We start from the raw sequence: 8,254 nt of genomic DNA, 5'->3' as shown, positions 1-8,254 counted from the left end.
TGCCGTAGAGGTCTCAGCTCAGCCCGACTACCCTGATATGGATGTTTTGGGTAAGGCTGACAGCATCGCCTCCTTATATCCTAAACATACGCTGACAGACCTTAAAAGCCTCTCGCAAAAGCTTACAGAACCATTATCAACGGATACGGAAAAGTTTAGAGCTATCTATCGCTGGGTGTGCAGCAATATTGAGAATGACTATGGGCTCTACACAAAGAATAAGAAACAAAGGGAAAAGCTAAGAGGAAATGCTGAGGAACTGCATGCCTGGAATGAAAGCTTTGGGCCACGGGTTTTTAGAAAGCTTCTGGATGAACAAAAAACAGTTTGCACAGGATATGCTTATCTTATTCGGGAGCTTGCAAAGCATGCCGATATACCCTGTGAAATTATCAATGGATATGGCCGCACTGCTCAGGCCAACGTGGGAGGGGAAGGCATACCCAACCACTCCTGGAACGCCGTTAAGCTTGACGACCGGTGGTACTTATGTGATGCCACCTGGTCGAGTGGCCTGGTAGACCCTCAAAAGCAAGGGTTTATGCAGCAGTATAGCGATAGCTATTTTCTCACTACACCCTCTGATTTTGCCCGTAATCATCACCCACTTGATACAGCCTGGCTGCTAACGGCCGAAAAACAGACCCTAAACGAGTTTTTAAATGCTCCGTTGATTTATAGAGAAGCATTAGACCAAAACGTATTGCCTTCTTCACCGGAGACGTTTAATGTGGAAGCCAAAAGAAAAGAACCCGTACAATTTCAATTCCAAAGCCCCGGACCTGTAGATCGGGTTGAACTACAAATTGTAAAAGGTAGCAGCGTTACAAACATTCAGAGTCAAGCTTATAAAAGAGACAATGGGATGTACGTCATTGACTATGCTTTTCCTCATAAAGGGACATATGTGCTTCACTTTCGTATGAAGGGAGCATATATTTTTACGTATGAAGTAAAGGTTAGTAAGTAAAAAACCTTATGCCTGCTACTTAGAGCAGGGACATCCCTTATTATCAATTCAAAACCCAAATCCACCAATTCAAAAAGTCGTTACATGCATTGGTTGAGATTAAACCGCTGATTACCTACTAGTTTCGGAACATGTTTAATCCAAAAACCAATACAATGAAAGACCTTACACCAGCCAGGCTTACCCCGGCAGTTTTAACGCAAAGCATGAAACCCTGTTGGACTCATGTAGAAGGATTAATGCTTCTGGCTATTTTTCTGATCTCATTATTTTTTCCTGGTAATCCAGCCATAGCACAAACAGATTGCCGGCTGGAGATAAGCATGAACGGTTATATGGGTGCTAACTCTACCGGAGGTGTCTATGGGTACTACCTGCAGGAAAGAGGTGGCAAAACCATAGCCAGCCGCAATGAAAATTACGCTTTTTACCCTGCAAGTACTATGAAGGTATTTCTTCATACCTATGCTATTCGCAATTACTCTTTAAACGATCTCACATTTGCTTACAGCTTTAATGAGTCTTGCGATGATGACCATACAGGATCAACACCGGTGGCTACCCGCAGCTTGCAAAATGCGCTGCCGATCATGATGGTCAACTCAGGCAACAGTACAACAAATGCTATAATGGAGTTGATCGGTGATGGTAGTGCATCAGTTGGAAGAAACAGAGTGAATAGTATGCTGGCCAATAACTTCGGCATATCCGGTCAAACCAAGGTCAACCACAAATTAGGTTGCGACGGACCCAATAACAATCCTGCAAATATTGCTACCGCAAAGGATTTCGCCAGATTCTACGATAGGGTAATGAACTGGAACTACCTGACAGATCAGCAAAGAATAACGTTTAGCAACCTGATGATCAATGAAACCACTACCGGAACAGTGAATAACCCTTCATTGTCTGACCTGGTGAGTACTGAAGTTGATAACCTTATCGCTCAATACAATATGAGTAATATTTCATCAGATCAAATCCAGGATTTTAAAGACCAGATACGACTGGTACATAAGGCAGGAAATATAGGCACGGCTTACATTTCCAATGCAGGCTGGATCTCACTTCCTTTTAAAGATAGCGGAACAGGCAATGTTATAAACAAGGAGTACTCATACTGCATATTCTATGATCAGATTACAAATTTTACCAGTGGGGCCAGGCTTACCACTCTTGAGCTGCTGAGAAATGAAATTTTGGCAGCACTGCAAACCTGGAATACCAAAGGCATATTTGTCCTTTCCAAGGCTTCATACACTACAGAAAAGGTCGGAGAACTGATCTCGCCGGAGTTAGGCACTACTGATGATGCGGTAAGTATAGTTTCAGTAAATACTACGCAAGCCGTTACAGCCATAAGAGACATCAATGGAAAACTAAAACTGATCTCCTGGTCAGTAGCCTATGATGGCACCTCTATTGCCAGACAAAAGAGCTATACTACAGGCACTTACATTACAGCAGTAAAAGCAGTAACACTTTCCAATGGACGCCTGGTCACTGCAGTGCGCCAGACCAATGGTAATCTGCAAATCAGATATTGGAGGGTAGATAATGCGGGTAATTTCACCTTAAAGGATATCGAATATGCAGGCGAAGTAGGTGACCTTGACCTGGTAAAAATCACTTCAAACAGAATAGCTACTCCTGTTAGTACTTCCGGAAGAGATTTAAAAGTAATTATCTGGGATGTTGAGCAAACCGAGCAGATCAATAGGGAAGGGGATGGCACTGTAGCAGATGCCGATATAGTGGCAGGTGCTTCTGTACTGAGCTCCATGAGACTAGTAACTGCTACAAAAAACAATCAGACGGGTAACCTTGAAGTGCAATATTGGAGTGTCAGTTACTCAGGTGGCCTTACGCTCAAATCCACTGCATCAGCAGGCACAGTTGATGACGTATCTATGGCAGGGTTATCATATTCGCAATTTGTAACCAATGTTATACAAGACAACACGATCCAAAAGTCTATTGTTTGGGAAATTTGCCCCGACGGATCCTTGACACGAAAAGGTGATGACGCTTATGTCGGCATCAGGGACATAGCCAGTGAGCAGCTAAAAATCGGACAAAGACAGGTAGTAGTGGCTAAGGATAACAACAACAAGTTCAATATGTCTATGTGGGATGTAGGCTCTGAGGGTAAGATCATGCGTACCGGCACCTATTTGAGCGAGACAATCGGACAGGCAGAAGTGGCAGTTATGAACAGTTCAACACAACTGGTGATCACAGCTTACACCACCAGCTCTGACTACCTCAAGTTGAGAACATGGTCTATGAATGATCTGATTGTGATCAGTTTAGGCAGAGGCAATATGGCTAATGAAGATGATGGTACATCACCTGTCGAATTTACGGATATCGAACAACTGGAAGAAGGGCAAGTGTTAACAAACAACATTTCAGAGTTGGAAGATAACGCTGCTGTAGAAGCGACTATGCTGCAACAGAACTACCCTAATCCTTTTAAAGACGAAACCATCATTAACTATTCCCTTAAAGAAAGCGGACAAGTAAAACTGACAGTGCTTGATTTCAAAGGAAATGAGATTCTCACTTTGATAAGTGACAAAAAAGAAGCGGGACACCATAGTTTTACCCTGTCAGGTCAGGATCTGCCCCAGGGTATATACTTCTACAGGTTGCAGGCGGGCAACGATACCGTGATTAAAAAGATGATCCATAAGTAGTAGTTTAATCATAGTAGTGTTTTGGCAGCCATTCTCCGGAGTGGCTGCTTTTTTTATTTACAGTATAGTGTTTATAAATCATCAACCTTAGCAACTACTAATAATACATTCATATAATTGACCGAATTCACTATTTATTTATCTTTGAGCATGAGATTTAAATATTTATATCGCTATGTGTTCCTGTTACTTTTTATTGCTGTTATTACTGAGGCAAAATCACAGAAAGTAGCAAAATGGGAAGAGGGCAAGCATGAAAAACATGTATTGTCAGTCCCTTTGAAAAAGGAGTTTAACCTGACCTTTGAGGTTGAGAATTATGATAACTATGAACTTGTACTGGAAGGCAATGATAATTCCAGAACAAGTGACATGTTTAGAATTGCCTTTAGGCACTATCAGGTAAGCTTTGGGCACGGCCTCAAAATTCCTTATAACATCGGTGATATTATAGCATTGGAATATAATTCGAACCTGCTTCAGGTAATGGTCAATGGACATAACGTGTTTACCAAGGTTTTGCAAGAAACACCCGCAAGGATCATCTACAGATCAACTGAACATCTGAACTCTCCCCCTAAAATAAACCTGATAAAATAAGTGAAGAAGTATATTTATATTTTCTTGTTCATGTCTGCTACTCTTGCGGCTCACGCCCAGTGTTTTAACACTATTGAAGAACTCAACACCAACCAACTGTACTTCTTTGAAAGTGTAAGGGATCCATATGGTAACACCTACGCCGTAGCATCATTTCGCGGGACCATCACCATAGGGCATCTGACTTTTCAGGGTATCGGCACTACCCAGTTCAGTCTTTTAGTGATGAAATTTGACAAAAACAATAATCCCGTATGGGGATTTGCCGCTGACGGAGAAAGTAATGTATATGGTAAACACATCGAACTGGATAACAACAACGATATAGTTATTGGCGGCAGCTTTTCCGGACCAAGCCTGGACTTTGGGTGCAAGACCATTTATAACTCGGGACGTTGGGGCATGTTTGTTGCCAAAATAAATAAACACGGTGAATTTGTTTGGGTTATTGAGTCAAAAGGGCCGGGAGACAGGTATACTACTGCACTTTCGGTTGCGCCCGATAATAGCATCATCCTTACCGGGACTTTTGTTGCCCCCAATGAACTCTCATTTGGTAATAAAACCACACAGGGTATAGGGGGTTATGACATGTTCATAGCCAAATTCAGCGGAGAAGGTATGCCCTTGTGGATAAGGAGCTTCGGAGGGGCCAGCAGTTATGATTATGTTTATGATGTTGAGATCAATACCTTGGGCGAAGCTTTTATAACCGGCAATTTTACAGGTAAAAGTATAGATTTTGATGGTACCGTCTTCGAGCCGGGAAACCCCAGCCAGAACTACTTTCTTGCGAAACTGGATCAGGATGGTCAGGTGAAGTGGGCTAAAACAACTGATCAGAATTGCGTAGCCCTCGGATACAACCTGGCGCTGGATGAACAGGAAAACGTCTATGCCACAGGAAGGTATTACAATACCGCCGCCATAGAGGGCAAATCCATATCGGCTGTGGGTTCAGCTGATATCTTTTTGTTTAAGTATAATGGTGAAGGACAAAATAGCTGGCTCCGGTCCGTTGGAGGCAGTGGTTTTGATAATGGCTACAAACTAGCTTCTGGCAATGGCAAGCTGAGCCTCAGTGCGTACTACTATAGTTCTGATTTTTTTATCGGCAGTACGGAAGTCATCAACAGTTCAGGGGATTCCAATGCCTTTATAGCAGATTTTGATACAGACGGGCAATTTGGATGTGTTATCAATTATGATCTTGGCTACGAAACATATATCAACGACCTCGAATATGATTCACTGAATAATATCAGTATCGTCAAAGAAATAAACTATTTAACCAGCACCACACTTGAGCTATTAACTAATGATACCACCTGGCTTAGGGAGCCGGATATGCCCGGTGTGCTTGATTTTAACCTTGGAGAAGACTTATTGTTATGTGATGGGGAAACAAGAATGTTGCACATCAATGTGCCGTGCGATGGAAGTATTGAGTGGCAGGACGGAACCAGTGCTGATAGTATGCTCATTGACCACCCCGGTATTTATTGGGCAAAAGTGACCAAAGACAGTGATTCTGCTGCCGATACTATTGCCGTAACCTATATGGATCATTTTAAACCTTTGGCTAGCCTTGATACCATGGTTTGTGCAGAAACTGAGGTTCAATTTAATATCACTGATCCGGTCGCAGATACATATTACTGGAGTACCGGACAATCAAATCCCACAGTTAGCATCCGGCAGTCAGGTGAGTTTTGGGTTGAACGACAAAACCAGTGCTACACGATACGAGACACTTTTAATATTGCCCATGTACCGCCTATGCAAGTTGAACTGGGTAAAGATACCGTGATGTGTGCGCCGGCCGAGCCATTTGTATTAAATGCCGCCGTCCCGGGTGCCACATCGTACCTCTGGTCTACCGGTGACACTACACCGGAAATAGCCGTAACAGCTACGGGCCAATATAGCGTACAGGTTTTCAATGAATGCGAGGTGAAACGTGACACTATAAACGTCCGGTTTATTCCGGCTAAAGTTTCATTCCTTCCCAATATCATTACTCCTAATGGAGATGCACTTAATGATACCTTCATTTTGCCCGAAAATATGCTGCCTTCAGAAATTATGATCATGAACCGCTGGGGCAAGCAAGTGTACTATAGCAATGAGTACAACAACACCTGGCAGGCAGAGGGCCTTACAGAAGGAGTGTATTTCTATCAGGTCCAGGGAGGGAAATGCGCTTCCCAAACGATCAGTGGGGCAATACATGTAATGAAGTAGTCTGATAATTACTGACACATGTCTGGGCGAAAGTCTGAAGGGGGACAGGCAGAAGTATTCGGTGATCAGTAAGCGGTAATCGGTTTATTTTACCTTTGCCGATTACCGCTTACTGAATACCCCACTCTCTATGCCTTCTTCACAAACTCCGACTTCAAAGCCATAGAGCCAAAGCCGTCGATCTTGCAATCAATATTGTGATCACCCTCTACGAGTCTTATGTTTTTAACTTTAGTTCCCGCTTTTATGGGTTGTGGAGCTCCTTTTACTGGCAGGTTTTTAATCACCACCACTGAATCACCGTCGTGCAGTCGGTTACCATTGGAATCTAACACCACTAAACCGGCCTCTTCGGCAGCAACTTCCTCCGGGTTCCATTCATGATTACATTCCGGGCAAACCATTAACAAATCCATAGGGTAGGCAAACTGAGATCCACATTTGGGACAAGGTTGAATTTCTGACATAATATTGTAAGCTTAAAAATTAAATGGGGGTGCAAATTTACTTATAAATTGGTTTTAGAGAGGCGTTCGCATGAATGTATTATTTCATAAGATTAAAAATACCCAAGGTTGGGTATTTCCTTTTGCTAATGGTATTAATAAACTTGCCCAAACATAATAAAACACAAAACTACAATGTCTTTTAAATCACATCTATCACTCAAGTTAGTATCATGCATACTTGGATTTTTATTATTCTGCCACAAGGAACTGTATTCCCAGACTATTGGTCCTCCTAGTCTTTCAGTAGGTGCCGATGAGGTACTTTTTACAAAAGGCATACTGGATTCTGAACTTATCGGTGAAATAATTGCTGAAAAGCAATCAGAAATCAAGAAGGAAATTGCGAAGAGGATATTATTAAATGATCATTTGGCTGAAGGCCCATTCCTTACTTATAGCTATGCCGAAAATATGTTGAATGCTTTGCTGGATCATGACGACAAAGCAGTAATAAAGAAAACTCTTTTAGAAAGCAGTACGGAATTAGCCGTTATACTTGGTATTACAGAGGCGTATATCAGGATAAACCCAAATACCTTTAAAGAGTTGGAGGAAAAATTTGCACTTTTATCAGGTGCCTTATCCAAAACCGAGTATGATTCGCTGATGCGTAAAATAGCCACTTATGAAACGCATCCTGTTTTGCTTAGTGAACTATTAGAAGCTTCGCCAACTGAGGAAAACAAAAAGGAAATTGTCTATAACAAAATTAGTCAAACAGAGCCCGTTCGTGGAGATTTTCTAGCCAAAATATCAAAGATTTATGGTATGAAGAAATTAGGAGCTCACAAAGGATACTATTTGAATCACATTTTATTGGATATGTTCCTGGATATTTGTCGAAGCAATGAATCACTCCAAAAACTGGGTTTTTTTCAGACTGAATTTGACGAGGTAGCCTTTAATGCTAAGTCCAAATACAATCTTTTTATAAACTTGAGCGAGAATAATGACGATCACACTCAGGTAGTTACAATGCTGAAGGATATCAAACAAAAGGCTACTAAGGTAATCAATCTGAATTTGCAATATGCGAGTGCTATATTGAATCAGCCAAAAGACTTTAAGGATGCACAAACACCAGATATTGCCATATTTAAGATGGCGAAGAAAAAACTGTTGGACCTGAAATACACAAAAAATGAATTAACCGATGAGGATCATAAGGCAATCCTAAAAGCAGGACAAATTATATATAATTCTTTAGAATTACTTCGCTCAACGAACGGAGA

At 41.7% G+C, this 8,254-nt stretch carries 6 protein-coding genes; 5 read left to right on the top strand and 1 reads right to left on the bottom strand.

Translation table 11 applies throughout. The features are described 5' to 3' along the window. From E1163_RS04835 to E1163_RS31525, 4 genes are all read left to right on the top strand, one after another. On the top strand, positions 1–970 hold a 970-nt coding region (locus tag E1163_RS04835), incomplete at its 5' end, for a transglutaminase domain-containing protein (protein ID WP_155170071.1). 155 nt (positions 971–1,125) lie between these two features. Then, complete coding sequence (locus E1163_RS04830) at positions 1,126–3,669, top strand: T9SS type A sorting domain-containing protein (protein WP_185155959.1); 2,544 nt, start codon at positions 1,126–1,128, stop codon at positions 3,667–3,669. Positions 3,670–3,819: 150 nt separating this feature from the next. Further along, on the top strand, positions 3,820–4,269 hold the full coding sequence (locus E1163_RS04825; RefSeq protein ID WP_155170068.1) for a hypothetical protein: 450 nt from the start codon (positions 3,820–3,822) through the stop codon (positions 4,267–4,269). Further along, the gene (locus E1163_RS31525) at positions 4,270–6,513 is read left to right on the top strand and encodes a T9SS type B sorting domain-containing protein (RefSeq protein ID WP_155170066.1); all 2,244 of its coding nucleotides are present in this window, start codon (positions 4,270–4,272) and stop codon (positions 6,511–6,513) included. Between the two features lie 128 nt (positions 6,514–6,641). On the opposite strand, the gene E1163_RS04815 is transcribed toward E1163_RS31525, so the two are convergent. Then, positions 6,642–6,980 carry a zinc ribbon domain-containing protein YjdM gene (locus E1163_RS04815; RefSeq protein ID WP_155170064.1) on the bottom strand — a complete coding sequence of 113 codons (339 nt, stop codon included), beginning with the start codon at positions 6,978–6,980 and terminating at the stop codon, positions 6,642–6,644. A gap of 174 nt (positions 6,981–7,154) precedes the next feature. On the opposite strand from E1163_RS04815, the gene E1163_RS04810 reads away from it, so the two are divergent. Then, positions 7,155–8,254 (top strand): hypothetical protein (locus E1163_RS04810; RefSeq protein WP_155170063.1); only part of this gene is annotated, 1,100 nt, incomplete at its 3' end.

This window comes from Fulvivirga kasyanovii (assembly GCF_009711405.1).
Classification (GTDB): Bacteria; Bacteroidota; Bacteroidia; order Cytophagales; family Cyclobacteriaceae; genus Fulvivirga; species Fulvivirga kasyanovii.
Note: the sequence above shows the minus strand (reverse complement) of the source record. Positions and strands in the feature narration are given on the sequence as shown.